19 protein-coding genes and 3 pseudogenes are annotated in these 26792 nt (G+C 72.4%); 9 read left to right on the top strand and 13 right to left on the bottom strand.

Translation table 11 applies throughout. The features are described 5' to 3' along the window. Positions 1 to 4: 4 nt before the first annotated feature. The gene (locus IE145_RS07135) at positions 5 to 1240 is read right to left on the bottom strand and encodes a cytochrome P450 (protein WP_189519936.1); all 1236 of its coding nucleotides are present in this window, start codon (positions 1238 to 1240) and stop codon (positions 5 to 7) included. Positions 1241 to 1564: 324 nt separating this feature from the next. On the opposite strand from IE145_RS07135, the gene IE145_RS07130 reads away from it, so the two are divergent. Then, on the top strand, positions 1565 to 2710 hold the full coding sequence (locus IE145_RS07130) for a Dyp-type peroxidase (RefSeq protein WP_189520230.1): 1146 nt from the start codon (positions 1565 to 1567) through the stop codon (positions 2708 to 2710). A gap of 300 nt (positions 2711 to 3010) precedes the next feature. Here the strand turns inward: IE145_RS07130 and IE145_RS07125 are convergent, their stop codons facing one another. Then, positions 3011 to 3427: an acyl-CoA thioesterase gene (locus IE145_RS07125; RefSeq protein ID WP_189519934.1), complete on the bottom strand. Its 417-nt coding sequence runs from the start codon at positions 3425 to 3427 to the stop codon at positions 3011 to 3013. A 197-nt stretch (positions 3428 to 3624) separates the two neighbouring features. On the opposite strand from IE145_RS07125, the gene IE145_RS07120 reads away from it, so the two are divergent. Further along, positions 3625 to 6654 carry a carbohydrate binding domain-containing protein gene (locus tag IE145_RS07120; protein WP_189519932.1) on the top strand — a complete coding sequence of 1010 codons (3030 nt, stop codon included), beginning with the start codon at positions 3625 to 3627 and terminating at the stop codon, positions 6652 to 6654. Between the two features lie 302 nt (positions 6655 to 6956). Here IE145_RS07120 and IE145_RS07115 read toward each other — a convergent pair whose 3' ends face one another. The 5 genes and pseudogenes from IE145_RS07115 to IE145_RS07095 all read right to left on the bottom strand — a co-directional run. Continuing rightward, on the bottom strand, positions 6957 to 8018 hold the full coding sequence (locus IE145_RS07115) for an aldose epimerase family protein (RefSeq protein ID WP_189519930.1): 1062 nt from the start codon (positions 8016 to 8018) through the stop codon (positions 6957 to 6959). A 44-nt stretch (positions 8019 to 8062) separates the two neighbouring features. Next, complete coding sequence (locus IE145_RS07110; RefSeq protein ID WP_189519928.1) at positions 8063 to 9094, bottom strand: LacI family DNA-binding transcriptional regulator; 1032 nt, start codon at positions 9092 to 9094, stop codon at positions 8063 to 8065. A gap of 46 nt (positions 9095 to 9140) precedes the next feature. Next, a pseudogene (locus IE145_RS07105) lies at positions 9141 to 9495 on the bottom strand (ABC transporter permease); the annotation flags it as partial. A 700-nt stretch (positions 9496 to 10195) separates the two neighbouring features. Continuing rightward, positions 10196 to 11824, bottom strand: coding sequence for an alpha/beta hydrolase (locus IE145_RS07100; protein WP_229825415.1), 1629 nt, complete (start codon positions 11822 to 11824; stop codon positions 10196 to 10198). A 276-nt stretch (positions 11825 to 12100) separates the two neighbouring features. After that, positions 12101 to 12481, bottom strand: a pseudogene (locus IE145_RS07095) (LamG domain-containing protein); the annotation flags it as partial. 161 nt (positions 12482 to 12642) lie between these two features. Between IE145_RS07095 and IE145_RS07090 the strand changes: the two are divergent. The 4 genes from IE145_RS07090 to IE145_RS07075 all read left to right on the top strand — a co-directional run bounded on the left by IE145_RS07090 (position 12643) and on the right by IE145_RS07075 (position 17521). Next, the gene (locus IE145_RS07090; protein WP_189519927.1) at positions 12643 to 13059 is read left to right on the top strand and encodes an ATP-binding protein; all 417 of its coding nucleotides are present in this window, start codon (positions 12643 to 12645) and stop codon (positions 13057 to 13059) included. 88 nt (positions 13060 to 13147) lie between these two features. Continuing rightward, the gene (locus IE145_RS07085; protein ID WP_189519925.1) at positions 13148 to 15511 is read left to right on the top strand and encodes an FHA domain-containing protein; all 2364 of its coding nucleotides are present in this window, start codon (positions 13148 to 13150) and stop codon (positions 15509 to 15511) included. A gap of 9 nt (positions 15512 to 15520) precedes the next feature. Beyond that, entirely contained in the window at positions 15521 to 16498 is a 978-nt protein-coding gene (locus IE145_RS33330) for a hypothetical protein (protein WP_229825390.1), read from the top strand. Between the two features lie 6 nt (positions 16499 to 16504). Continuing rightward, positions 16505 to 17521 (top strand): serine/threonine-protein kinase, encoded by a 1017-nt coding sequence (locus tag IE145_RS07075; RefSeq protein ID WP_189519923.1) that lies wholly within the window; start codon positions 16505 to 16507, stop codon positions 17519 to 17521. A gap of 52 nt (positions 17522 to 17573) precedes the next feature. On the opposite strand, the gene IE145_RS07070 is transcribed toward IE145_RS07075, so the two are convergent. Next, positions 17574 to 18914, bottom strand: a complete 1341-nt coding sequence (locus tag IE145_RS07070) for a streptophobe family protein (protein ID WP_229825389.1) — start codon at positions 18912 to 18914, stop codon at positions 17574 to 17576. 192 nt (positions 18915 to 19106) lie between these two features. Here IE145_RS07070 and IE145_RS07065 point away from each other — a divergent pair, with 192 nt between their 5' ends. Next, on the top strand, positions 19107 to 20453 hold the full coding sequence (locus tag IE145_RS07065; protein ID WP_229825388.1) for a DUF6777 domain-containing protein: 1347 nt from the start codon (positions 19107 to 19109) through the stop codon (positions 20451 to 20453). A gap of 44 nt (positions 20454 to 20497) precedes the next feature. Here the strand turns inward: IE145_RS07065 and IE145_RS07060 are convergent, their stop codons facing one another. The 4 genes and pseudogenes from IE145_RS07060 to IE145_RS07045 all read right to left on the bottom strand — a co-directional run bounded on the left by IE145_RS07060 (position 20498) and on the right by IE145_RS07045 (position 23348). Further along, the gene (locus IE145_RS07060) at positions 20498 to 20833 is read right to left on the bottom strand and encodes a YkvA family protein (RefSeq protein WP_189519921.1); all 336 of its coding nucleotides are present in this window, start codon (positions 20831 to 20833) and stop codon (positions 20498 to 20500) included. A gap of 114 nt (positions 20834 to 20947) precedes the next feature. Next, a complete protein-coding gene (locus IE145_RS07055) occupies positions 20948 to 21223 on the bottom strand; it encodes a WhiB family transcriptional regulator (protein ID WP_189519919.1) in 276 nt (91 codons plus the stop codon). A 131-nt stretch (positions 21224 to 21354) separates the two neighbouring features. Then, positions 21355 to 22457 (bottom strand): annotated as a pseudogene (locus tag IE145_RS07050) (PP2C family protein-serine/threonine phosphatase). Between the two features lie 57 nt (positions 22458 to 22514). After that, positions 22515 to 23348: a Scr1 family TA system antitoxin-like transcriptional regulator gene (locus tag IE145_RS07045; RefSeq protein ID WP_189519917.1), complete on the bottom strand. Its 834-nt coding sequence runs from the start codon at positions 23346 to 23348 to the stop codon at positions 22515 to 22517. A gap of 231 nt (positions 23349 to 23579) precedes the next feature. On the opposite strand from IE145_RS07045, the gene IE145_RS07040 reads away from it, so the two are divergent. Next, positions 23580 to 23945: an ATP-binding protein gene (locus tag IE145_RS07040; protein ID WP_229825414.1), complete on the top strand. Its 366-nt coding sequence runs from the start codon at positions 23580 to 23582 to the stop codon at positions 23943 to 23945. 27 nt (positions 23946 to 23972) lie between these two features. Here IE145_RS07040 and IE145_RS07035 read toward each other — a convergent pair whose 3' ends face one another. Further along, on the bottom strand, positions 23973 to 24686 hold the full coding sequence (locus IE145_RS07035) for a ribonuclease H family protein (RefSeq protein ID WP_189519914.1): 714 nt from the start codon (positions 24684 to 24686) through the stop codon (positions 23973 to 23975). 163 nt (positions 24687 to 24849) lie between these two features. Here IE145_RS07035 and IE145_RS07030 point away from each other — a divergent pair, with 163 nt between their 5' ends. Beyond that, complete coding sequence (locus IE145_RS07030) at positions 24850 to 26748, top strand: ABC transporter ATP-binding protein (RefSeq protein WP_189519912.1); 1899 nt, start codon at positions 24850 to 24852, stop codon at positions 26746 to 26748. Positions 26749 to 26792: the final 44 nt, after the last annotated feature.

Below are 26792 nucleotides of genomic sequence, written 5' to 3'. Positions count from 1 at the left end.
CTCGTCACCAGGTGACGGGCAGGGCGAGCGGGTAGCGCCAGATGGACGTCGTGTTCCACGCGATGTCCTCGGGCGCTGCGTCCAGACGCAGGGCCGGAAAGCGGGTCAGCAGGGTGGAGAAGGCGACTTCCAGCTCCATGGTGGCCAGCGGCGCGCCCAGGCAGTGGTGGGCGCCCCAGCCGAACGTCATGTGGGGGATGGACGGCCGGTCGGGGTCCAGCTCGTCGGGGCGGTCGAACTTCGCGGCGTCCCGGTTGGCCGTCAGATAGGACACGTGGACCACGTCGCCGGCCTTGATGAGGACGCCGCCGAGCTCCACGTCCTCCAGGGCGATGCGCGGGATGCCGACGCCCTTGCGGAAGGGGATGTGGCGCAGCAGCTCCTCCAGGGTGCGCGGCAGCCGCGCCGGTTCGGCCTGGAGGGAGTGGAGGAGTTCGGGGCGGGTGAGCAGGGTGTAGGCGATGTTGCCCAGCTGGTAGGTGGTGGTGTCCTGGCCCGTGATGAGCAGGACCATCGCCATGACGGCCAGTTCGTCGTCGTCCAGCAGTTCGGCGCCGTCCCGGGCGGTGGCCAGGGTGCTGATGAGGTCCTCGCCCGGGGAGCGGCGGCGGTCGGCGGTCAGTTCCTGGAAGTACCCGCGCAGCTCCGCCTTGGCGCGTACGGCGTCCTGCTTGCCGGCGGCCCCGACGTTCATCATGGTCATGGCGTGGGCGCGGAGCCAGGGGCGGTCGGCCTCGGGGATGTCGAGCGCCTCGCAGATGGTGATGAGCGGCAGCGGCGAGGAGACCCGGGCGACGAAGTCGGCCGGTGCGCCCTCCCCGGCCATCTCGTCCAGCAGCCGGTCGACGACGCGCTGGGTCCCGCCGCGCATCTGCTCGACGCGGCGCGGGGTGAGGCTCTTGGCGACCAGGCTGCGGAGCCGGCTGCTGGCGGGCGGATCCATGAGGTTGATGGCCCCTGCCTGGACGATCGGCTCCGGGGTCATCCGGGGGAAGTCGCGGCCGAGGACGGCGCTGCGGCTGAACCGACGGTCGGTGGTGACCGTGCGGACGTCCTCGTAGCGGGTGACGAGCCAGGCTTCGCCCTCGCCGTACGCCATCCGGATACGGGAGACCGGCTCCTCGGTCAGCAATTGCCGGAGCTGGGGGTCGAACTCGAGCTGCTGCGCGTAGTCGAACGGGCAGTTCCGTACGGATTCCTTGTTCTGCACCGAGGTGTTCTCCACCGAGGTTCTCCCCATGGCCGGTTCGGGGTGTTCAGGACATCCCGGTGCCAGGTCCGGGAACAGACCTCCCCTGTGTGCCCCGCCGCGCCGCGAAACATGTCACTCACTGTTCGCAGTCAGCCGATCAGGGGGCGTACGCCCCGGCGCTCGGCCTCCCGGCCCAGCCGAACCGCCCCGCACGGAGGAAGCGGCGCTGAGCTGGTGCTCCGCGCGGTAGAGGTGAGAAAGACAGAGCGGCCCGTCCGCATCGCGAAAAGGGGAACGGCCATGACGGAAAGTGACCAACACCGGGACGCCCGTCTCGGGCGGCGGACCTTCGTACGGGGTGCCGCGAGTGTCGTGGGAGGCGCGGGACTGATCGGTACGGTGTCGGCGGGCGCGGCTTCCGGCGCCCCCGCGGCAGCCCCGGACGAGGGCCGGGTGCCGTTCCACGGCGCGCACCAGGCGGGGATCCTGACCCCGCAGCAGCGGTTCGGCGGTTTCGTCGCCTTCGACGTGCTCGCACGGGACCGGGCGGAGCTGGCGGCGCTCTTCCGGAAGCTGACCGTGCGGTCCCGTGTCCTCACTGCCGGGGTCACCCCGAAGGATCCGGACGTGGCGGCGGTGCGGGGGCCGGAGGACCGGCTGACGATCACCGTCGGGGTGGGCGCCTCGCTGTTCGACGGGCGTTTCGGGCTGGCGGGTGCGCGGCCGCCCGGCCTCACCCGGATGCCGCGCTTCCCCGGGGACCGGCTCGAACCAGGCGGCTGCCACGGGGATCTCTTGGTCCAGGTCTGCGCGCAGCACCCGGACGCCGTCCTCCATGTCGTACGGGATCTGGCGCGGGAGACCGCGGGGCTGCTGCGGGCCCGGTGGCGGGCCGACGGGTTCGTGAACCCGCCGCGCCCCGAGGGCAGCCCCCGGTCCTTCACCGGCTTCAAGGACGGGACCGCGCACCCGGACACCGCGTCGGCGCGGGAGATGGACCGGCTGGTCTGGGTCGGGCCGGAGGGGCCGGGCTGGGCACGGGGCGGGAGCTACCAGGTGCTGCGCACGATCCGGTTGAGGGCCGAGGCGTGGGACCGGGTGCCGTTGGGCGAGCAGGAGCGGATCTTCGGCCGGCGCAAGTCGACCGGTGCGCCGCTCGACGGGAAGAAGGAGAGCGACACGCCGGACTACGGGCGGGACCCGCAGGGCCGGGTGACACCGCTGGACTCCCACATCCGCCGTGCCAACCCCCGTACGCCCGGGAGCGAGGACTCGGTCCTGCTGCGCCGCAGCTACAACGTGGACCGGGGCCTCGCTCCCGACGGGACGCTCGATGTGGGGCTGGTCTTCTGCTGCTACCAGCGGGATGTCGACCGGCAGTTCGCTACGGTGCAGAGGCGGCTGGAGGGCGAGCGGTTCGCGGACTTCAGCACCACGACGGGCGGCGGCTACTTCCTGGCGCTGCCGGGGGTGGCCGACGCCTCGGACTGGTACGGCTCGGCACTGCTCGGGCCCTGAGGCACGGTGTCGCTCCGTCGAGCATGGGGTGGCGGCCGCTCGGGAGCATCGGGGGCCGCCGCGGGGCGGGGTCCCCGATGACGCGGCCGTCGAGGTCGAACGCCGCCGGGCGGCGACCGGAGTGCCGGAGATCGTCTCCACCGGGCCGGGCGCGAGCGCGGCGCCGCGCGCGTGCTCCTGGACCCGACGCGCGCCCCCGCGCCGCACCTCGGCCGTCAGGCGGATCGGCAGGACGCGGGCGGCTTCGTACGCGCCGGCTCCCTCCGTCGCGCTCCCCCTCCCCGGGTGCCCGACACGGCATCAGCCCGTCAGCAGGCCGGGGTTGCCCGCCAGTGCCGCCAAGCGCCCCTGCGGGTCCGGGACCAGGCGGCGTTCGGTCAGGTCGAGGACGCCGGCGACTCCGGTGATCTCCGCGGCCACCGTGCCGTCCTCCTTGATGATCTGCTGCTCCAGGGTGAACGTCTTGCCCGTGCCGTAGTCGAACCGGCAGGTGACCCGTACGCGCTCGCCGCCGCGCAGCTCGCGGCGGTACTTGACCGTCACCTCCAGCTGCACCGGGCCGATTCCGTCGGCCAGCAGCTTCTCCTGGGGCAGTCCGGCGGCGCGCAGCAGCTCCCAGCGGGCGTGCTCCGCGTACTGGAGGTAGACGGCCTGGTTCAGGTGGCCCTGGGTGTCGAGCTCGTAGCCGCGCACGGTCACGTCAACGGAGAAGGTCATGACCGTGCGAACAACCGGACCCGGCCGTCCATTCCGGGTGGACGGGGGTGCCGGATCCCTTTACGCACCTGTCATGCACCGGTAACTTCCTTCCCGCAAGGAATTGCGGCAAGATTCCGGCAGAGCTTGCCGTCGGATCGTGTTCACTCACCGAACCCCGAGGCGCGTCAGGGTTCTCCCCTCACCTGGAGACACGCATGAGACGCACTCCTCACCGGCTGCTGCGCCGACCGCTCGCGGCGGCCGTGGCAGCGGCCGGGCTGCTGGGACTCCTTACCGCCGTACCGCAGACGCGTCCCGCCCCGGCGGGCGAACCCGTCGCCTCCTCCTCCGCCGCCGGGGGCACGGCGACCGTCTTCTACTCCACGAAGACCCGCGCCTGGTCGGCCTACTACCTGCATTACTCCCCCGACGGCGGTTCCTGGACCACCGTCCCCGGCACCCGGATGCAGGCCGCCTGCGCCGACTGGGTCAAGCTGACGGTCCCGCTCGGGGGTGCGGCCGGACTGAAGGCGACCTTCACCGACGGCTCGGGCACCTGGGACAACAACGCGGGCCGGAACTACGACCTGGGCACCGGGAACATCACGGTCCAGGACGGGACCGTGGCGCACAGCGACCCGTGCGCGGGTACGGGCCCCGACGAGCCGGAGGAGCCCGGCGGGCCGAACACGGCCTCCGTCTACTACGCCACCTCCACCGTCGGCTGGTCCACCGTCAATCTCCACTACCGCCCGCACGGCGGAGCGTGGACGGCCGTCCCCGGCATCGGCATGGAAGCCGCCTGTACGGGCTGGATGAAGCGCACGGTGGACCTCGGGGCGGCCACCGGCCTCCAGGCCGCGTTCAACAACGGCAACGGCGTCTGGGACAACAACAACGGCGGCGACTACACCCTGTCGACCGGGCTCACCACGGTGAAGGACCGTACGGTGACGGCCTCGGCGAAGGACCCGTGCGCCGCCGAGGAACCGGACACCGAGGCACCGTCCGCCCCCACCGCGGTGAAGGCTGCCGCCGACGGGGTGGCGGTCGTGCTGACGTGGGAACCCGCCACGGACGACCGGGGCGTGACGGCGTATCAGGTCACCAGGACCGGCGGGACGAAGGGCACGGTGGTCGTCGACACCACCTCGACCGTCTTCTCCGACACGGGGCTCGACGCCCACACCGCCTACCGCTACACCGTCCGGGCCGTCGACGCCGCCGGGAACGTCTCGGCCGACTCCGCACCGGCCACCGTCACCACCGGCGAGAAGCCCACCACCCCGGCCACCGGCACACCCCTGGGCACCGATCCCCGCAAGGACCCGATCTACTTCGTGCTCACGGCCCGCTTCAACGACGGCGACGCCACGAACAACCGGGGTGGCAGTCAGCACGAGAAGTCCGGCAACGCCGCCAACGACGACCCCATGTTCCGGGGGGACTTCAAGGGGCTGGTGCAGAAGCTCGACTACATCAAGGGGCTCGGCTTCTCCGCGGTCTGGATCACCCCGGTCGTGCTCAACCGCTCGGACTACGACTACCACGGGTACCACGGCTACGACTTCTACAAGGTCGACCCACGGCTGGAGTCCGCCGGGGCCTCCTACCAGGACCTCATCGACGCGGCCCACGCCAAGGGCATGAAGATCTACCAGGACGTCGTCCACAACCACTCCTCGCGATGGGGCGCCAAGGGCCTGTTCACCCCGAAGGCGTACGGCGTGCGCGACGCGCAGTGGAGCTGGTACTACGACGAGAAGAACGACGGGTTCACCTACGACGGCCTCACCGTCGAGCCCAAGTCCGGGAAGTCGTACTACAACGGCGACCTGTGGTCCACGGCGGAGCCGACGGGCAACACCTGCGTGGGCTGGGGCACCCCCACCGGGCACACCTCGCCGGAGGGCTACCGCATCTACAACTGCCAGTGGCCGAGCCCCACTTCGGGCATGTTCCCGAAGGCGCTCTACCACACCTGCTGGATCGGCAACTGGGAGGGCGAGGACTCCCGCTCCTGCTGGCTGCACGACGACCTCGCCGACTTCAACACCGAGAACGCCCAGGTCCAGAACTATCTGATCGGCGCCTACAACAAGTACATCGACATGGGGGTCGACGGCTTCCGGCTGGACACGGCGGTGCACATCCCCCGCACCACCTGGAACCGCCGTTTCCTGCCCGCGATCCAGGAGCGCGTGACGCAGCGGTTCGGCGCGGAGGCGGCGGAGAACTTCTTCGTCTTCGGTGAGGTCGCGGCCTTCGTGAACGACAAGTGGAACCGCGGCTCGGTCAACCACTCGGCGCAGTTCTTCACGTGGAAGGAGCGAGGGGAGTACAGCGCGGACGACGAGAAGGCCGCCCTGGAGATGTACGACTACGAGCAGCAGCGGGGCACGGCGGCTCAGCCCGTCTCGGACAACGCCTTCCTCAAGGGCAACGCCTACCACGCGCCCGACCGCAGCCGGTTCTCCGGGATGAACATCATCGACATGCGGATGCACATGAACTTCGGTGACGCGGCCAACGCGTTCCACAACGGCAAGGACTCCGACGACGCGGTGAACGACGCCACGTACAACGTCGTCTACGTCGACAGCCACGACTACGGCCCCAACAAGAGCAGCGAGCGCTACACCGGCGGTACGGACGCCTGGGCCGAGAACATGTCGCTGATGTGGACCTTCCGGGGCATCCCGACGCTCTACTACGGCTCCGAGATCGAATTCCAGAAGGGGAAGAAGATCGACTGCGGCCCGACGTGCCCGCTGGCGACCACTGGGCGGGCCTATTTCGGGGACCACCTGGCCGGTGAGGTCACCGCCTCGGACTTCGGCAAGGTCTCCTCGGCCACCGGCAAGGTCGCCGACACCCTGGCCGCCCCGCTCGCCCGCCACCTCCAGCGGCTCAACGAGATCCGCCGGGCCGTGCCCGCGCTCCAGATGGGCCAGTACTCGACGGAGGGCATCAGCGGCTCCATGGCGTACAAGCGCCGCTACACCGACGCGGCGACCGGCACGGACAGCTTCGCCCTGGTGACGGTCTCCGGGAGCGCCACGTACACGGGCATCCCGAACGGCACGTACAAGGACGCCGTCACGGGCGACACCAAGCAGGTCACCGGCGGCACCCTCACGGTCCCGGCCCCCGGGAAGGGCAACCTGCGCGTGTACGTCCTGGACCTCGGCGGGAAGAACGCCGCGCCGGGGAAGATCGGCGCGGCGGGGCCGTATCTCAAGTAGCGGCCCGGCCTTCCGTCACGACCCGTCGCACCGTGCGCAGCAGGTACTCCTCGCGGTGCGGCGGGTCGTCACCGCCCTCAGACGCCCTGGGCTTCGGTGACGTTCTCGACGAGCCTGGCGATGACCCCTTCGTCGGGACCCGGCTCCGGCTTGAACGTGGCGAGCTTCTCGGGGGGCAGGGGTCCGGTGACCTCCTGGACGAATCCGACGACCTGGCCCGCGGTGAGCAGCGCGGACTTGAGCTCGGCGGCGGTCAGTGGTTCGGCGAACGATACGCACAGCCCGGCCGCCCGGATGCGCGCCTACTCCGCCAGGTGCGGAAAGCGCCATTCGGTGCGGCTGTGCAGGACGGCTCCGGGGCGCAGCACCGTGCTCGGGTGACCGGGGCGGTTGGGTGAGTCCGGGAGGTGCTGGGTCTCCAGGCAGAGCGAGCCGTGGCGCTGGTGGCGGCGGCCGGTGCCGTCGGTGAACGCGCCGTCGAGCTGGTTGGCGGTGTAGATCTGGAGGCCCGGTTCGGTGGTCCACAGCTCCAGGGTGCGCCGGTCGCCGGGGGCGGTGAGGCGGGCGGCGCGGCGCAGGGTGCCGGGGGTGGCGGGGCGCAGGATCCAGCAGTGGTCGTAGCCGCCGGCCTGCTCCAGTTGGGCGTCGGGGTGCGCGAGGCGTTCGCCGATGCGGTGGGGGGTCGTGAGGTCGAAGGGGGTGCCGGTCACCGGGACGGGCGGGCCTTCGGGGATGGAGCCGGCGTCTACGGGGAGATAGGTGTCGGCGTCGGCCTGGAGGGTGTGGCCGAGGATGTCGTCGTCGCCGAGGTTGAGGTAGGCGTGGTGGGTGAGGTTGACGACGGTGGGCCGGTCGGTGGTGGCCGTGTAGTCGACGGCGAGGGTTCCGGCGGTGTCCAGGGTGTAGGTGGCGGTGACGTCGAGCGCTCCGGGGAAGCCCATGTCGCCGTCGGGGCTGTGCAGGGTGAGCCGGAGGACGGCGGCGGTGTCCGTGCGGTGTCCGGTGGCCTGCCAGATCCTGGTGTGGAAGCCGTCCGGGCCGCCGTGCAGGGTATGGCCGCGGTCGTTGGCGGGGAGGTGGTGCGTGGTGCCGTCGAGGGTGAAGCGGCCGTGGGCGATGCGGTTGGCGTACCGGCCGACGATCGCCCCGAAGTACGGGTTCTTGTCGGTGTAGTCGTCGAGCGCGGGCAGCGAGCGGACGACCGGGCCGGGTTCGCCGGAGGTGTCCGGCACGGTGAGGCTGTGCAGGACACCGCCGTAGGTGAGGATCTCGGCTCGGACGCCGGTGCCGGAGTCGAGGGTCCAGAGGTCGATCTCGCTCTGGCCGTGGGCGCGGCCGAACGGTTTGCGGTGCACGGTGGGCATGAAGAGTTCCTTGGGGGGTGCGGAAGGGGCCTCGCGGGGGTGCGTCAGCTGGGCGGTCCGGGGGCCTCGCGGGGTGTGGTGGATTCGCGGACGACGAGGCGGTAGCCGGGGCGGGGCCGCCGGGGTTCGGCGACCGGGGTGCCGGCGAGGCGTTCGACGAGGCTGTCGACGGCGAGCCGGGCGATGGCGGCCTTGTCCGGCGCGATGGTGGTGAGGGTGGTGGCCCCGTACCGGCTCTCCTCGATGTCGTCGAAGCCGACGACGGCGATGTCGCCCGGGACGGTGAGGCCGTGTTCGGTGAGGGTGCGCATGGCCCCGATCGCGATCAGGTCGTTGTAGGCGAACACGGCGTCGGGCCGCTCGCCCCGGTCGAGGAGGGAGGCCATCGCGGCGGCCCCGTCCTCGCGGCCGTAGCCGTCGGTGACGACGACCAGGGACTCGTCGGGGGTGATGCCGGAGGCGGCCAGCTCCTCGCGCCAGCCGCGCAGCCGGAGATGGGCGGGCTGGCGTTCCCGCCCGGTGCGGGAGCCGAGGAAGGCGATACGGCGGTGGCCCAGCGCGATGAGGTGGGCGACGGCCGCGCGGGCGGCGGCCACGTTGTCGATGGCGATGTGGTCGTACGGGGCCTCGTACTCGCGTTCGCCGAGCAGCACCAGCGGCGCGGTCTCGGTGCGGGCCATCAGGTCCTCGGTCTCCAGGTGGATGGGGCTGAGGATCAGGCCGTCGATGACGTGGGAGCGGAACCCCTGGCAGACCAGCAGTTCCTTCTCGCGCTGGCCCGCCGTGTGGTCGACCAGGACGGTGTAGTCGTGCCGGGCGGCCGCGTCGACGACCTCGCCGGCCAGCTCGGCGAAGTACGGGTTGCCGAACTCGGGGACGGCCAGCGCGATGATGCCGGTGCGGCCCTTGCGCAGATGGCGGGCGGTGAGGTTCGGCCGGTAGCCGAGCTCGTCGATCGCCTGCTGCACCTTGGCCCGCATCTTCGGGGTGACGTGCTGGTAGTTGTTGACCACGTTCGACACGGTCTTGATGGACACGCCCGCCCGTTGAGCTACGTCCTTGAGGCTGACGCCCACGGCACTCCTTGTTTCTCTTGGTTCGACTCGACCCGGCCCGTGCGGTTCAGGTCGCTCTCCGGCTGCGCGCGAGGTAACGCTGCGCCACCACGACAACGATAAGGAAGCCGCCGCTGACCACCGACTGGTACGAGGAGTTGAGCGAGCCGATCTGGTTGATCAGGTTCTGGATCACGGCCAGCAGCAGGACGCCCCAGAGGGTGCCGCTGAACGAGCCCGCTCCGCCGATGAGGAGCGTGCCGCCGATGACGACGGCGGAGATCGCGTCCAGTTCCATGCCGACGCCGACGATGGTGACACCGGAGGAGAGGCGGGGCGGCGTTCAGCGCCCCGGCGAGTCCGGCGCGCAGTCCGGTGAGGGTGTGGACGAGGATCTTCGTCCGGGCGACGGGCAGCCCCAGAGGTCTCCGACTTGGCGCGGCCGGCGGCGGCCAGCGTCGTGGCGGCCAGGACGCAGGCCACGGCGAGGGTACGGGATCGACGCTGGATCACCATGCGCGGAACGCTCCTTGACGGGTTGACGGCACGCTGATCGGCGTGGGGTCGGGCATGCGGGACGAGGCATCGGCCACGGGGCAGCCGATGCCACTGCATTCCTCAGGCCCCTGCTCCGGACTGCGGGAACAGCGGTCGTGAGAGCCTGCGCGGCCTGTCGGCGGCTCGGTTTACAACGTTATATAGGCGGTGCGGCACGGGCGGCAAGGGCGTGGTCGGTGCGTTTCCAAAAAGTGTCGGCGAGTCGCCGGGGCGCTTCCGCGACCGGCGGCTCGCCGCACGGAACCGGCTCTGCGCGGGGCCTGGACACCCGTCCGGCACCGTGCTGTCGTACCGCCTCCCGAAGCTGCCTCCGGGCGAAGTGAGGGCACATGGCGCGAGGTGTGGCTCGCCACGCCGGGCGGCGGGCAGCCCTTCGACAGCCCGGCGCTGCTCACCGAGGACACGACGTGGGGGGACACGCCGTGGGCGCCGTGACCCGACCCGACTGGGGGCACGGGCAGGGGCCCGGCGGCGACGGAGAAGGTTCCCTCCGTCGCCGCCGGGCCCCTGTGGGTTCTCACCGGGAGGAGCCGGCCGGGTGGGCGCCCGGCCGGGCTCAGCGAGTCAGAAGCGGTTCGGGGCGCGTTCCGGGACCGGGGACCCGGGGAGCTCGTCCGGCTTCTCGTTCTGGCGGGCCTGCGCGTTCGACGCCGCGGTCGCCCTGCAGGTCACGTCCTTCGCGGGCAGTTTGCCGGTGGCCAGGTAGCGGTTGACCGCGCCGTCCGTGCAGGAGTTGCCGCTCGGGTAGACACCGTGGCCCTCGCCGCCGAGGACGGTGACCATCTTCGAGCCCTTCAGCTGGGCGTGCAGGGCCTGGCCGCTGGGCAGCGGGGTCTGCGAGTCCCACTCGTTCTGGACGACCAGGGAGCCGACCTTGTTCTTGACCACGGTCACCGGCTCGGCGGACTTCCCCCAGAAGGCACAGGGCTTGATGCTGGAGGCGAAATCCCCGAAGAGCGGGTAGCGGCCCTTGTCCTCGATGGCGTCCCGCCGGTACGTCTCCGGATCGCGCGACCAGACGGCCGAGTTGTCGCCGCACACCACGGCCCAGAAGCTGGCCGTCATGTTGTCGGCGGGGGGCTCCGCGGCGAGCGGGGCCTTTTTGGCCCACTCGGGCGCCGGGGCCCCGCCGCCCTCGGTGATCCTGGCGAGCTTCTTCGCGGAGGCGGGCCTGCCCTTCGCGGCCTTCTTCAGTTCCACGACCGCCTCGGAGGCGGACTGCGGGGTGAAGGCCAACGCGCGCATCCCCTGGCGGATGTCGTCGCCGCTGGTGGGCTGCCCGTCCACCTCGATCGGGTCCGCGTCGGCCCGCGCGACGAGATCCCAGAAGGTCCGGTCGACCTTCTTCGGGGTGTTGCCGAGGCCGTACGTCTTCGAGCGCGCGGAGGCCCACTCGGTCCACCGGTCGAACGCGGGTTCCGCGCCCTCGGCCCACCACTGGATCATCCCGCGCCAGGCGCGCTGCGGGTCGACCGCGCTGTCCAGGACGAACCGGTCGGCGCGCTTCGGGAAGAGCTGGGCGTAGACGGCCCCCAGATAGGTGCCGTAGGAGTAGCCGACGTAGGAGATCTTCTTCTCGCCGAGGATCGCCCGCACCAGATCCATGTCGCGCGCGGTGTTGCGGGTCGTGATGTGCGGGAGCCGGTCCCCCATCTTCTTGCGGCACTTGTCCGCCACCGTCCGCGCCCAGGCGACGTCCTTGGCGTACGTCTGCGCCTTGTAGGGCCGCAGCCAGTTCTCCTGTTCCGGCGTGAGGTTGCAGGAGACCGGGCTGGAGCGGCCGACTCCGCGCGGGTCGAGGCCGACCAGGTCGTAGCTCTTGAGCACGGACTTGGGCAGCTCCTCCTTCATCATCAGCGGCATCCACAGGCCCTCGCCGCCGGGGCCGCCGGGGTTGGAGAGCAGGATGCCGCGCCGCTTGCCGGGGTCGGCGGTCCTGATCCGGGATATCGCCAGGTCGATCCGCTTGCCTCCGGGCTTCCGATAGTCCAGCGGGACCTTGACGGTGGCGCACCGGTACGCCGCCGAGATGTCGGGGTCGCACCGCTTCCACGCGGGCTTCTGTTTCGCGTACCGGTCGAGCACACTTTTGACGGCGGGCGAGGAGGCGGCCGAGGCGGTCCCGGCCGAGGGGGCGGCAGCCGGGGCCGCGGTGGCCGTCGAGGCGGCGAGCGCCGGGGCCAGCGTCACCATGGCGGTCACGGCCACCAGGGGCGCGAGACGTCGTCTGCGCACGATATCGATCCTTCCGGTCACATGTTCGGACAGGAGGATCTTGTCGGACCTGTGTACGTCTGCGTATCCCTCCCGGGGCCTTAACTCCTCTACGTCTCGGGAATGACAGCAACAGACGTGAATGGTCCGCGAGTTGGAGAACCATGCACCCGGCTGCGAGGTCCGCTCCCCTTCCGGCGCGCCCAGAGGTTCCGGATGCGGCGGAAGGAGGCCCCGGCCCTTGCGGCTTACGGCTTACGGCTTTTGACGGCCGTGCAGCACGGACACCTCCTCGACCGTCAGGGCCCTGTCGCAAACCTCGACCTGATCGACGGAGCCGTTCCAGAAGTCGACCTTGGCGCCGTCGTACTGGGCCCGCCCGACGGAGAGCGGACCGGTGCTCACGTCGGCCGGGCCGGCCTCGGTGGTCGCGGCGGCCTTCCCGTCGACGTACAGCGTGATCTCGTCACCCTTGCGGACTCCGACCAGGTGGTACCACTTCCCGGTCTCCGGGACGGTCTCCAGGCGCGCGCGCTTGCCGCCCGGGGTGGAGAAGGCGAACGCCCCCTGACCGTACTGGAGGTAGAAGGGATTCTCGGTGCGCCGGCCGTCCTGGCTGACGACGGTGGCGTAGGAACGATGCGACCGTCACCACGAAGCGGCCGGCGTCGTCGCCCCACGGGCAGTGCCCCGCTCCGGGCTGCTCGACGAAAGCACCACGCCACCGTTCTCCATGAAACGCCGTTTCGGGGGTATCCGAACTCCAGCCAGACAGCTCAAGCGACGGGGTGGACGCTATGAACGACCGCATTCTGATGACGTTTTCACCGGACGGCGAAACCCGTACCGATTTCGTCTGCCGGCCGGAGAAGGCCGCCGACGCACGGGACGCCGTCAGCGCCTTCGTCGCCCGGCTGCATCCCGCGCCGAACTCGCACATGGTCCAGAACCTCCTGCTCCTCGTGTCGGAGCTGGTCACCAATGCGGTCCGGCACGCGGGGGCCGTCACCGCGCTGTGGCTGACCGCTGATCGCAGGGGCGTCCACATCCGGGTCACCGACCCCAGCCCGGCGCTCCCGCAGGACCGGACGCCCGACCTGACCGGCCGGACCGGTGGGTTCGGCTGGCCGATGGTCCAGCGGCTGGCCCAGGAGGTGGGGGTCCGCGCGACGGTGGACGGCGGGAAGGTCATCCTGGCCACCGTGGAGCGCTGAGGTCGAGACGGTCCGAGTGCACAGCAGGCCGAGGCGGCGAAACTCTCGACGGCGGGCGCCGATCGGTACGTATCGATAGAATTCAGACATGGGAGAGCGGCCCGCGACGCCGACTGCGCCCGAACTCGTTCTGGAGACCGATCTGGGCTCCACGGTGATGAGTCCGAGCCGGGACTACCATGTCGGGCGCGATCCCGAGAGCGACATCGTCATCGACGACGACCGGGTCTCCTGGCACCACGCGATCCTGCATCCCGAGGACGGTCACTGGACGATCGAGGACGAGGACAGCACCAACGGCACGTACACCGCCGGCCGGCGCATCCACGCCTCGGACGTCGGTGCGGGCAGCGAGATCCGCTTCGGCAATCCGAGCGACGGACCGCGCGCCGTCCTGCTGGGCCGGGAACCCCCCGCGCCCTCCGCCGCGACCGACCGCCCCTCCTCCGTTTCGATGCCCCGGGCGACCGGTACGTTCCGGCAGCCGACGACGGTACGGCCGCTGCCCGCCAGGACCGTACGGATCGGCCGCGACGCCGGCAACGACCTCGTCATCGACGATCTGGTCGTCTCGCGCCACCACGCCGAACTGCGGGCCCTGGCCGACGGGACGTACGAGATCGTCGACCTCGGCAGCCACAACGGCACCTTCCTCAACGGCCAGCCGGTCGCCCGCGGCCCGGTCGGCCCCGGCGACATCGTCGGTATCGGCCACTCGGCGTTCTGCCTGGTCGGCGACTCCCTCCAGGAGTTCGTGGACACCGGTGAGGTGTCGCTGGACGTCCAGGACCTGGAGGTGACGGTCGGCCGCGCGGGCAAGGGCGGCAAGACCCTGCTGGACAAGGTCTCCTTCCCCGTGGGCGAGAAGTGCCTGCTCGGCGTGGTGGGCCCCAGCGGCGCGGGCAAGTCCACGCTGCTCAACGCGCTCACCGGCCAGCGCCCGGCCGACCGGGGCACGGTGCTCTACGACGGCCGTGATCTCTACCGGGACTTCGCCGAGCTGCGCCAGCGCATCGGCCTCGTACCGCAGGACGACATCCTGCACGCGCAGCTGACCGTGCGCAAAGCCCTCGGTTACGCCGCCGAGCTCCGCTTCCCGCAGGACACCGCGAAGGCGGAGCGGCAGGCACGGGTCACCGAGGTGATCCAGGAACTCGGCCTCGAACAGCGCGCCGACCAGCCGATCCACTCGCTCTCGGGCGGCCAGCGCAAGCGGGTGAGCGTAGCCCTGGAGCTGCTGACGAAGCCCTCGCTGCTCTTCCTCGACGAGCCGACGTCGGGGCTCGACCCCGGCATGGACCGCTCGGTCATGCACATGTTGCGCGGCCTGGCCGACGACGGCCGCACCGTCATCGTGGTGACGCACAGCGTGCTGAGTCTGGAGGTCTGCGACCGGCTGCTCGTCCTCGCGCCCGGCGGGCGCATCGCCTACTACGGTCCGCCCGAGGACGCCCTCGCCTTCTTCGGTTTCGAGGAGTGGCCGGAGGCGTTCGAGGCGTTCGAGAACAACCGCGACCGCGACTGGGCGGCCACCTACTCCGCCTCGCCCTTCCGCCGGCAGTACATCGACAACGCCACGGCCCAACCGCATCTGCCGCCCGCCGCGCCCGGTGCGATGGTCGCACCACCGCCCAAGACCCGTAGCTGGGGTGCGCAGCTGAACACCCTGGTACGCCGGTACGCTTCCGCGCTGAGCGCGGACCGGACGTTCCTGATCATCATGATCGCGCTGCCCTTCGTCATGGGCGCCATGGCCCGCGCGCTGGCGGGCAGTCGGCTCACGCAGGAGACGGCGATGAACGCCCTGCTGATCCTGTGCGTGGGCGGAGTGCTGACCGGGGCGGCCAACGCGGTACGGGAGCTGGTCAAGGAACGGGTGATCTATCAGCGCGAGAGAGCCGTCGGCCTGTCCAGATCCGCGTACCTGATGTCGAAGATCGTGGTGCTCGGAACCATCACCGTCCTCCAGGCCGTGGTGCTGACCCTGGTGGGCCTGGTGGGCGTCGATCTCGGCGCGCCGGGCGGCGAAGGGGTGTTCCTGCCGCCCCTCGTGGAGATCACACTGGCCGTGGCACTGCTGTCCTTCACCGCGATGATGCTCGGCCTGCTGGTCTCCGCGCTGGTGCGCAAGGAGGAGGTGACGATGCCGTTGCTCGTCCTCCTCGCCATCGTCCAGGTCGTCTTCTGCGGCGCGCTGCTCAAGTTGCACGGTGTCCCCGGTGTGGAGCAGCTGTCCTGGCTGGTGCCGTCGCGGTGGGCGCTCGGCGCGATGGCCGGGACGATCGATCTGGCGCGGATCGTGCCGGGCGAGCTGACCTCCGATCCGCTCTTCGACCACTCGGCGGGGATCTGGCTGCTCAACATGGGCATGATGGTCGTCCTCTCGGTCGTCTTCGGATACGTAGTCGCGAGACTGCTGAGGCGGCACGAGCCCGCGGTCATGCGGAAGTGAGCTGGTTCGATGGCGACCCCGACCCCGGAATTCCGCCCCACGCACGTCGTCCCGCCGGACGGGCTGCCCGCGTGGGAGTCCCCCGACGTCGCCCGGCCCACCGATCCGCTGGACGCGCTGCTTCCCGTGCAGGTGCAGGACCGGCGCGGGGACTGGGCGTACGTCGCCTGTTCCAACGGCTGGTCGGCCTGGGTCGACGGCCGCCGCCTCGTCTCCGTACCGCGGACGCCCCCCGCCCCCGGGGCGCCGCTCGCCCGCACCGCGGACCCGCGACCGCTGCTGGCCAGGGCTGAGGAGTCACTGAGCCGGTACCGCCGGGCCGCCCAGGACCTGGCCGAGGGCCGCAGCGACGGGGAGGGTTTCCGGCAGCGGACGCGGGGGCTGCGGGTCGGGATGGTGGTGGACGGGGAGTCGGTGTGGCTGTACGACGCCGAGCACGAGCGGTGGGTCTTCTGCGACGGGACCCGGCTGAGCACGTACGCGGCGGAGGCGGGCCCGGGGGCGGCGGCACCGGCTTCGGCGTCCGGGGAGGCGGAGTCGCCGGAGCCCTTTCGGGTAGCGGCGAGCGCGGGCCCGGAGCCGACGCGGGTGGTTGCGCCCGGGTCGCCCGGGGCGACCCGCGTCGTCACCGGCGAGGAACCGGAACCCACCCGCGTCGAACCGGAAGCCACCCCCGTCGCACCGCCCGAAGGGCCGGAACCGGCGCGCGTCGTGACGCCGGCCGAAGCGGACCGTATGTCGGTCGCGCCGCCCGACGGACACGAACCGACCCGGCTCGTCACCCCCGACGGCCCCGAACCCACCCGCCTCGTCACCCCCGACGGCCCCGAACCCACCTGCCACGAGACCCCCGACGGACCCGAACCCACCTGCCACGACACCCCCGACGGACCCGACGCCCCCGAGCCCACCCGGGCCATCACCGTCGCCGGGCCCGATGAAACATCCGGCGGCGGGGCGTCGGACCGCTCGACGGGCGGGCGGTGACCGGCGATGGCCCCGCCACCTCCCCCCTCGCACGATGCCGGGGTGCCCTCCGGGCGCGAGGACGATCTCGTCGGCAAGCGGATCGCGAGTTATCTGGTGGAGGCCGAGATCGGGCGCGGCGGCATGGCGGTCGTCTACCGCGCCAAGGACCTGCGGCTCGACCGGATCGTCGCGCTCAAGCTGCTCGCCCCCGAACTGGCCCGCAACGACACCTTCCGGCAGCGGTTCACGCACGAGTCGCGGGTGGCGGCCGCGATCGACCACCCGCACATCGTGCCGGTGTTCGAGGCGGGCGAGACCGACGGGGTGCTCTACATCGCGATGCGGTTCGTCGCGGGCGCGGATCTGCGCGTCCTGATCGACCGGCGCGGGCCGCTGGACCTCACGGCCGCCGTCCGGATCGCCGCCCAGGTCGCGTCCGCGCTCGATGCGGCCCATGACCACGACCTGGTGCACCGGGACGTGAAGCCCGGCAACATCCTGGTGGCGGCGGGCACCGACAGCGACCATCCGGAACATGTGTACCTGACCGACTTCGGGCTGACGAAGAAGTCGCTGTCGCTGACCGGGTTCACCACGGTCGGCCAGTTCGTCGGCACCCTCGACTACGTGGCGCCGGAACAGATCTCCGGGCGGCCGGTGGACGGGCGGTGCGATGTGTACAGCCTCGCCTGTGTCGTCCAGGAGACCCTGACCGGGGCGCCCCCCTTCCAGCGGGACGACGACATGGCACTGCTGTGGGCCCACCAGTACGACCCGCCCACCCCGCTGAGCGGTCTGCGGCCCGGGTTGCCCGCCGCCGTCGACGGCGTACTGGCGAAGGCGCTCGCCAAGTCGCCGGAGGACCGTTACGAGACCTGCCTCAGGTTCGTCGCGGCGCTGCGGGCCGCGGCGGCGGGCATCGGCCCCGGCGAGCACCCGCCGACCCGGGTGGACGCACCGGCCGGCTCCTGGTCGGCCGCCCCCGAACCGCCGCCCGCCCCGCCGCGCTGGGCCGCCCCGGTGTTCCCGGGGGCCGGCTGAACGGGCCCACCGGACACCTCCGAGGGACGGATGAGCACCGCGCCCCGGCCCTTCAGACGTCGGAGCCGGAACCGGGGCCAGACCCCGAGCCGGAGCCAGACCCCGAGCCGAGGCCCGGCCCCGGGTCCACGACCTCGCCGCGCCGGTGCACCCGGGTGGCCGCGAGGCCGCCGAGGAAGCCGGTGACCAGGCCCCACAGCACCGCGAACCCGAGCCCCGTCCACCCTTTCGGGCGCAGGGACACCTCCCCGCCGAGTCCGCCGCCCAGGTCCCCGAGGCCCAGGAGGGACAGTCCGTAGTGGGCGGAGATCCGGGCGGTGAGGCAGATGAACAGCACGGTCAGGGTGAGCGCCACCGCCATGTGCACCGCGTGCTGCCACAGGCGCGTCCGGGCGGGCGACCTCGCCGCCATGAGGAAGGCGGCGGACAGCACCAGCACGGCGACGACGACCACGAGCCAGCGGACGCGCCCGTCCTGTTCGGCGAGGGTGTTCAGGTTCAGGGTGGAGAGGTCGGGGGTGCGCAGGACGGTGTCGAGCACCTGGGGCATGGGCAGCCCGAAAGGGCCTTCGACCTTGCCCTCCCACGACGCGCCGAGGCCGAGGGTGAGCGCGAGCCAGACCAGGTTGGGCAGGCCGAGGAGGATCACCGCGGCGGTTTCGGCGGGGTGGCCGCGCGTGATCATCACGATGATTCCGGCGAGGACACCGAGCGCGACGCAGGCGAGGAGCAGCACGACCATGGCGTACGCCGCCGGGCGCACCGCTTCCTGGAAGCGCAGCAGCCGGGCGGGGAGCGGGGCGCGGCGGGAGACGATGAGGGCCAGTACGAGGACCCCGGCCAGCCAGAGCAGCCCGAAGACCAGGGTGAGCGGGATCTCCGCCCGGAATCCGATCTTCGGGTCACTGCCGAGGAGGTCCCCGGCCCCGCTGCCGGTGAGGTCCTCGGCCGAGAGGGTGAAGGTGTGCCGGGCGATCAGCGAGAGGACGATCAGCGCGACGAGCCACAGAGCGGCGACGCGGCCCGCCCAGCCGGCGAGTTCGCGGCCCCCGGCGACGGCCCGGTGGTGCAGCGGGCGGAGGAAGCCGCGGGCGACGAGGAGCGCGCCCACGAGGGTGACCGAGAGCGGCAGGACCGAGAGGTCGGCCTGCGTTCCCACGAGGGAACCGGCGTCCCCGGACAGCCCGACCGAGCCGCCCGCCGCCATCACCGCCACCGCGGCGACGACGGCCGGGAAGGCGCCGCCGGGCAGCCCGGCCGCACCCGCGGCCCACAGGCCGAGCGCCGCGGTCACCACCATGGCCAGCACCCCGGTGAGGACCGCCAGGAGCGCGTCGCGCCAGCCGTGCGGGGTGCGTGCGCTGCTCTCGTCGTTGCTCGCCCGGACGTTCACGACCCCACGCTAAGCAGGGACCGAACGCTTCGCTCCCCGAGGAAACGGTTCGCTCCTCCGCTTGCGGGGACCGCCGGGGCAGAGCAGACAATGGGGCGAAATGCCCTGGATCATCGCTTCTGGCCCCGGTAAGGAATCGGGGGCGGGCACGGTCTCGTCCGGGGCGGGTACCGACAACGGGGAGCAGAGCCCGTGAGTGTCCAGCCACCGCCGTCAGGCCGCCCCACAGGACCACCGTCCGGCCCGCTCTCGGGCCCCTCGGAGTCCGGCCCCACCCCGCCGCCTCCGACCGTTTCGGGCCCGCCGCCCGGCCCGCCCAGCGGCGGCGACCACGGCCCCGGTGGTTCGGGGGGCGGGGGCGACTCAGGCGGTTCCGGCGCTTCGGGCGGTGGCCCGGGCGGTCCGGGCGGCGGCTCGGGTGCCGCCCCCGGCCCCCGCCCCGACCGTCCCTGGTGGCGTTCGGTGCCCCGGATCGCGGCGATCGCGACGGCTCTGGTCGCCGCGGTGGTTCTGGTGGTCGTGCTGACCCGGCCCGAGGGCGGCGGCGGGTCGGAGGAGGGCGGCGAGGTCTTCCTCCAGGCGGCGGGCGAGTCCGGGCCAGAACCGTTCACGAAGTCCACGGCGAAGGACGACGCCCCCGAACCCGGGACCGCCAGCCCCTCCGTCGCACCGAGCCCGTCGAAGACCGGTGCGCCGGTGACGCGGGGCGTGGACGGCGCGGCCCCGGGGCTGTACGGAGGGACCCGGAAGGTCTCCAGTTGCGATGTGGAGCAGCAGGTCGAGGTGTTGCGGGCGGCGCCGGACAAGAACCGGGCGTTCGCCTCGGTCCAGGACATCGAGCCGTCCGCCGTCCCCGGGTATCTGCGCGGGCTCACCCCCGTTGCGCTGCGCATGGACACCCGGGTCACCAACCACGGCTACCGGGACGGCGAGGCCAACGCCTATCAGGCCGTGCTCCAGGCGGGTACGGCGGTCCTCGTCGACGACCGGGGGGTGCCCAGGGTGCGGTGTGCGTGCGGGAACCCGCTGCTGCCGCCCGTCGCCCAGGACGACCCGCGGCAGACGGGCAAGGCGTGGCCGGGGTACCGGGCTTCCGACGTGGTCGTCGTGCAGCCGTCCGAGAAGCCGGTGAAAGAGTTCGTGATGGTCGACCCGGAGAACGGCGACTGGTTCAAGCGGCCGGCCGGTGACACGGGCGACGGTGACACGAAGACGGATCCGCCGAAGAACGCCTCCGAGTCGCCCTGCCCGCCCGGCTCGGACGCCTGCCCGAGCTCGTCCGGGGACACCACGTCGGAGCCCGCGCCGGACGACCCGGCATCGCGGCCCGGTGAGGATCCGGCGACCTCCGAACCCCCGCCGGACGACCCGGCGACCTCGGAGCCGCCGGCCGACGACCCGGGGACCGAGCCCGCGCCGGAGGACCCGCCGGGCTCGCCCGGCTCGCAGCCGGCCCCGCAGCCGCCCGCCCCGGGCACCGGGGCCCCGCAGGAGCCCGACGCGGGGACGCCCCCGCCGGGCGCGCCCGCCTTCGGCTGACCCGGTGGCCGGTGGCCGGGGCGGAGCGGCGGTCCGGCCGCCCTTCAGCCCACGGCGTCGGGGCGGCGCTCCCCCGGGGCCACCGGGGTCTTGGCCCCCGCTCCCGTACGCACTCCGGCGGCCGACGCGGCCGAGTGCAGGAAGCGCAGGGCGACCAGCAGGAAGCCGATGTCGTCGAGGTAGATCGGGTCGGGCAGCAGGTCGACCGGTGACACGGTGTAGATGACGGCCGCCCAGAAGAGCGCCTTGCTGCGCAGCGGGACCCCGGCGTCGGCCAGGAGCTTCCTGGCGCTGAAGACGCGGACCAGCAGCACGACGGCCAGGGCCAGCATGATCAGCGCGGCCACAGCGCCGAGAACGAGCCATGCGGTGGTGTCCATGGCTCATCGTGTACCCATTCGTTCCCGGATCACGAACACCGCTCCGGGCGGCGCGACCCCGCGTCCCGCATCACGAGGCCCGCTCCGGGCGGCGGCCCCCGCGGCGGGTGCGGGTCAGGCCGTGCCGCGTCCCCGGGCCTCCGCCCGCCTGCGGCTGCGGCGCTTCAGGGCGCGCCGCTCGTTCTCGGACAGGCCGCCCCAGATGCCGGAGTCCTGGCCGTTCTCCAGGGCCCACTCCAGGCAGGCGGCCTGGACGGGGCAGGTCCGGCAGACGGCCTTCGCCTCCTCGGTCTGGACGACCGCGGGGCCCGTTGTCCCGATGGGGAAGAACAGGTCCGGGTCCTCCTCGCGGCAGGCGGCGTGCAAGCGCCAGTTCTCGGTGCTGCTCAACTCTGCTCACTCCCGAATGTCGTGACGTCGTCGGTGTGTTGCCGTACGTGTCTTCCGTGCGGGTGACCGACGATCGACGCCTCAAACACGTATCGGGCGGGCGGGTCCGGGGGCCAGAGGCGCAGGGCCGGCTACGCGAGCGGAGGGGCCGGCGGGCGGTGCAGCGCGAGGAGGGCCTGATCGTCCTGGATCCGGCCCCCGGCGTGGTGGCCGACGTCCTCGATCAGCAGGTGGAGGATCTGCGCCGGGGAGGCCGGGCAGCCGACCAGCGCGCGGTGCTGGACGAGGAGGGGCAGCCGGACGGACGCGTCGTAGAAGACCCCGGACTCGTCACGCGCCTCGGTGACCCCGTCCGTGTAGCAGATGAGGGTGGCGCCGGGCGGAAACGGGAACGTGTCGACCGGGCACGACCAGGTCCCCAGGCCGCTCATGCCGAGCGGGGGCGCCTCTTCGGAGGGTTCGAGGACGGTGGCCCGGCCCCGGGCGTCCAGGAGCACCGGCGGCGGGTGCCCGCGGTTGACGACCCGTACGGTGCCGAGGTCGTCGGCGAACTCGGCGATCAGCGCGGTGGTGAACCCCTCGTCCTGATCCTGGCCGCCGCGCCTGTCGCCCTCGCGCAGCAGGGCCCGCTCCAGCGCGGCGACCAGGCCGGGCAGGTCCTCCGCCTCGTCCGCCGCGTACCGGAAGGCCCCCAGGTCCGCGCAGACCGCGCTGACCGCGCCCAGGCCCTTGCCGCGCACGTCCCCGACCATCACGCGCACCCCGTGCGGGGTGTCCTGGACGACGTAGAGGTCGCCGCCGATCATGGCCTCGTCCTCGGCGGGCACGTAACGGGCGGCGATCCGGAGCTCTCCGAGGCGCGAAGGCGGCCGGGGCAGGACGGCGCTCTGGGCCACGGCGGCGATATGGCGGGCGCGCCGGGTCCGGGCGTCCCGGCCCTCCAGGGAACGGTTGATGAGGACGGCCAGCACGGTTACGGCCACCAGGGTGAGCTGTTGGCGACGCCGCGCTGCCAGCCGAAGGTGCCGTCGTACCACGCGAGGACCGCGTGGACGGCCATGGCGAGCGCCCCGATCGCAATGATGCCGCGCAGGCCGAGCAGCGGCGCGGCGGCGACCGGGGCCGCCATCAGCAGGGGCGCCGAGGTGACACCCGCCGGGGTCGCCAGGTCCAGCACGACACCCAGCACGATGACCCCCAGCGGGATCCACTTGACCCTGCGCTGCCGCACCACTCCCCCACGCTGCACGGGACCGGGGCCCGCCGCATCCCGGCGGCGGGCCGGACCCGGTCACTCCGGCAGCGGGGTCCCGGGGCCGGGCGCGGCGGCGCACGCGGCGTCGAGCCGGATGCGGTGGGCCGTCACGGCCTCGGGGTCGTCGATGAGGTCGACCCGGACGCCCGGGGTCTCCAGCACCGCCTGGTCCCCGATCTCGGGTGCGGGCACCCGGAGGATGTGCAGGGGCGGTACGCCGGTCAGGGGGTGCGGCGGGTGGTCGAGGGGCACCACCTGGACGGTGACGCGCTGCTCCTTCATCGCCTCGGCCAGCGCGGCCCGCTGCCCCTCCATGGTCTCCTGGTCGCCGACCCGCGTGTGGAGGGCCGCGGCGGGGAACAGGGCCCACAGGGCGGCCCCGCGCTCGCACAGCCGGCGGCGGCGTTCGCGCAGCAGCTCGACCCGGCGTTCCCGCCGGGCGGGGCTGTCTCCGGGGTACTGCGTGCGGTGGAGGGCGGCGGCGTAGGCGGGGGTGCGCAGCAGTTCGGGCACGAGCGCCGGGTGCCAGGTCCGCACGAGGCTCGCCGAGGACTCCACGCCGATGACCTCCTGCTGCCAGGTCTCCATCGTGTCCCGCCAGCGGTGCCACCAGCCGGGCAGGTTCGCGGCCGCGAGCCCGGCCATGATGGGTTCGGCCACGGCGGGCGGCACGCCGTAGCAGCGGAGCAGTTCGCGGACCTGCCGGGCGTCCAGACCGGTCTCGGCGCGTTCGATGCGCCGTACGGTGGCGGGGTGCGCGTCCAGCGCCTCGGCGGCGGTCCGCAGGCTGACGCCCGCGCGTTCCCGCAGCATGCGGAGGCGGACCGCGAGGACGCGGTGTTCCACGGTGGGGCCGGACCGGGCTCGCATGCGCCTACCTTCTTCGTCGAGCCCCCTGGCGGAGCATGACACACTCTGTCGCTTGCAAAGTATGCGTTTTGCGTCGAGAGTGCATACATGTCGGAAATAGTCAGTTGCGCGGAGCGTGCCCCCGATGACGGAGGTGTCCACGGTGCCGGAGGCACCCGAAGTGCACACAGCTGGTGGGTCCCCCGATTGCCGGCCGGCGTGCCGGAGGCCCGCCACCGGGTCCAGGAGGCCATGCGGGCCTGGGGTGAACCGGCCGACCGGATCGAGGCGGCGGCTCTGATAGTGACCGAGCTGGTCACCAACGCGGTGCAGCACACCAGCACCCGGCGTATCCGCTGTCGGCTCCTGCACTCCACGCAGGGCGTCCGCATCTGTGTGTGGAACCGCGGTCGCGCCCGGATACCGGCTCCGGCCTCCCCGGCCGAGTCGGCGGGCCTTCCCGTCGGACAGGTCCCGGCGTCGGCCGACCTCGAAGGCGACGAGGCGCTCGCCCGCCTCTCCGAGGACGGCAGGGGCCTCCTGCTCGTCGACGCGCTGGCGGCCCGCTGGGGCACGCGCGCCGCGCTGGCGGGCCGGCTCGTCTGGGCCGACCTCTGAGACTCCCCTCGCGATCTCCCCGCCCGGTCAGGCGGGGGCCGTACGGCACTCCGGATGGCCCCAGCCGTTCGGGTTCTTCGCGATCGGCTCCTGGGCCGCGTACGGCTTGCCGCAGTGACACCGGCCCGCGAAGCGCGCCTTGATCGTGCCGCCGGACCGCCCGCTCCGGGACGCGCCCCCGGCCCCCCTGCCCTTCGGGCCGCCCGTCCCCCCGGACGCCTCCGTACGCCCCTTCGTGGAGCGCGCGGGCGCGGGCACCGGCAGAGCCGTCGCGCCGTGCGCCGTACCGGCCGGAAGCTGGGTGACGGCCACCTCGCTGGCCGCCTGGTCGGCGATCGCGTTGAGCGGGTCGCCGTTCACCTGGTGGGCCGGGACGTAGCGGAACGTCACCGGGCGGTCGGTGAGCAGGGCGTCGATGCGGGTGACCAGCTCGCGGTTGGCGACGGGCTTGCCGCCGGAGGTCTTCCAGCCGTTGCGCTTCCAGCCCGGCAGCCACTTGGTCACGGCGTTCATGGCGTACTGCGAGTCCATCCGGACCTCGACGGGCACCGCCGGATCGGTGGACTCCAGCAGCTGCGCCAGGGCCGTCAGCTCGGCCACGTTGTTGGTCACGGTGCCGAGCGGACCGGCCTCCCAGCGCACGGGCTCGCCCTGCGCGTCGGCGACGACCCACGCCCAGGCGGCCGGCCCGGGGTTTCCCTTCGACGCCCCGTCACACGCGGCGATGATGCTCTCGTTCATCCCTCGATCATGCCAGCCCCGCATGACCGCTCCCGGCACGCCCGTCGACCTTGACCTCAAGCAAACTTCAGGTTCTAGCGTTCCCAGTGAACCCGGGGCCGCACGGCCGGCGGGGTCCGCAGGCCGCCGGGCGATCCGGGGGCCATCGACATCGGAGCGCCCCATGGACATGGAAGTCACGGCGTGGCATTCGCTGCACAGCGCGATGAACGCCCAGCAGGACCGCCGGCCCTTCTCCCGGGCGTCCTTGCGCCGCATCATGCTCTTCGCCCGCCCCCACCGACGGCGGATCCGCCGCTTCCTGCTGCTGAGCGTCCTGACCGCGCTGCTCGCGGTGGCCACTCCGCTGCTGGCCGGGAAGGTCGTCGACACGATCGTCAACGGCGAGGACACCGGAGCGGTCACCCGGCTCGCCCTGCTCATCGCGCTCATCGCCGTCGTCGAGGCCGGTCTGGGTCTGCTCACCCGCTGGCTGTCGGCGACGCTGGGCGAGGGGCTGATCCTGGACCTGCGCACCGCCGTCTTCGACCATGTGCAGAAGATGCCGGTGGCCTTCTTCACCCGGACCAGGACCGGCGCCCTGGTCAGCCGGCTCAACAACGACGTGATCGGCGCACAGCGGGCGTTCAGCAACACGCTCTCCGGCGTCGCCTCCAACCTCGTCACGCTGCTGCTGACGCTCGCGGTGATGCTCACGATCTCCTGGCAGATCACCTTGCTGTCGCTGGTGCTGCTTCCGGTCTTCGTCGTGCCGGCCCGCCGGATGGGAGCGCGGATGGCGGGACTCCAGCGGGAGGCGGCCGACCACAACGCCGCGATGGGCACGCAGATGACCGAGCGGTTCTCCGCCCCCGGCGCGACGCTCGTCAAGCTCTTCGGCCGGCCCTCGGACGAGTCGGCCGAGTTCGCCGCCCGCGCCGGCCGGGTGCGTGACATCGGCGTCCGTACGGCGATGGCCCAGTCGGCGTTCATCACCGCTCTCACCCTCGTCTCGGCCCTGGCACTGGCCCTGGTCTACGGGCTCGGCGGCTTCTACGCCCTGCGCGGCAGCCTGGACCCGGGCGCCGTGGTGGCGCTGGCACTGCTGCTGACCCGGCTGTACGCGCCGCTCACCGCCCTCGCCGGGGCCCGGGTCGAGGTGATGAGCGCGCTCGTCAGCTTCGAGCGGGTCTTCGAGATCCTGGACCTGAAGCCGCTGATCGAACAGAAGCCGGACGCCCGCCGGGTGCCCGAAGGACCGGTCTCCGTGGAGTTCGACGCGGTGTCCTTCGGCTACCCCACCGCCGAGAAGGTCTCCCTGGCGTCGCTGGAGGAGGTCGCCACGCTCGACGACCGGGGCGGCACACCGGTCCTGCACCAGGTGTCGTTCCGGGCCGAACCGGGCCAGACGATCGCCCTGGTGGGCTCCTCGGGCGCGGGCAAGTCGACGATCGCCCAGTTGCTCCCCCGGCTGTACGACGCGGACGCCGGTTCCGTACGGCTGAACGGTGTCGATGTCCGCGACCTGAGCGCCGACTCGATCCGGGACACGCTCGGCATGGTCACCCAGGACGGGCACCTGTTCCACGAGTCGGTACGCGCCAACCTGCTGATCGCCCGGCCCGACGCCTCCGAGGACGAGATCTGGGACGCCCTGCGCCGCTCCCGGCTGGACGGTCTGATCGCCTCGCTGCCCGACGGGCTCGACACCGTGGTCGGCGAACGCGGCTACCGGCTCTCCGGCGGGGAGCGCCAGCGCCTGACCATCGCCCGGCTGCTGTTGGCCCGTCAGCGGGTCGTGATCCTCGACGAGGCGACCGCGCACCTCGACTCCACCTCGGAGGCGGCCGTCCAGGAGGCGCTGGCCGAGGCGCTGTCGGGCCGGACCGCCCTGGTGATCGCGCACCGGCTCTCGACCGTACGGGCGGCCGACCGGATCCTGGTGCTGGAGGCGGGCCGGGTCGTCGAGAGCGGCACGCACACGGAACTGCTGGCGGCCGGCGGCCGGTACGAGGAGCTGTACCGCACCCAGTTCGAGCGGCCGTCATCGGACGAGGAGCGGCCGGCCCAGCCGGTCGGCTGACCCGGGTTCCACGCCCGCGGCGGCGCACGCCGACGCCGTCCGGC

Origin of the sequence: Streptomyces sindenensis (genome assembly GCF_014649035.1) — a bacterium.
Lineage (GTDB): Bacteria > Actinomycetota > Actinomycetes > Streptomycetales > Streptomycetaceae > Streptomyces > Streptomyces sindenensis.
Note: the sequence above shows the minus strand (reverse complement) of the source record. Positions and strands in the feature narration are given on the sequence as shown.